Source organism: Bacillus cereus group sp. N8, from assembly GCF_016483685.1.
Taxonomy (GTDB): domain Bacteria; phylum Bacillota; class Bacilli; order Bacillales; family Bacillaceae_G; genus Bacillus_A; species Bacillus_A proteolyticus.
Map to the genome: position 1 here is coordinate 1 of NZ_JAEHBK010000249.1, position 229 is coordinate 229.

Sequence of the window (229 nt, forward strand, 5' to 3'; positions counted from 1 at the left end):
AACTCCGTACTCGATTTATGTTCAACATCTTGTGAATGTTGCAAAATCTGGTCGGCTATACTTCGTAATTTCGGCGTTACACCATTTAACGAAGCCTGAAGCGCTCCAATCCCACCGTTTGTCCCAGGCATATCGTATCTTCCCCTTGCATGGTAGCTATATCTCGTATTTTCGGGGAGTAAGACTCCCGCCGCACAGTCCGAGGAGGGGGAGGGAGGGGGTGGGGGGG

Annotated in this window: 1 pseudogene; it reads right to left on the reverse strand. The window is 51.5% G+C overall.

From position 1 onward, the window contains the following. Positions 1-131, reverse strand: a pseudogene (locus JDS80_RS31180) (MurR/RpiR family transcriptional regulator); the annotation flags it as partial. Positions 132-229: the final 98 nt, after the last annotated feature.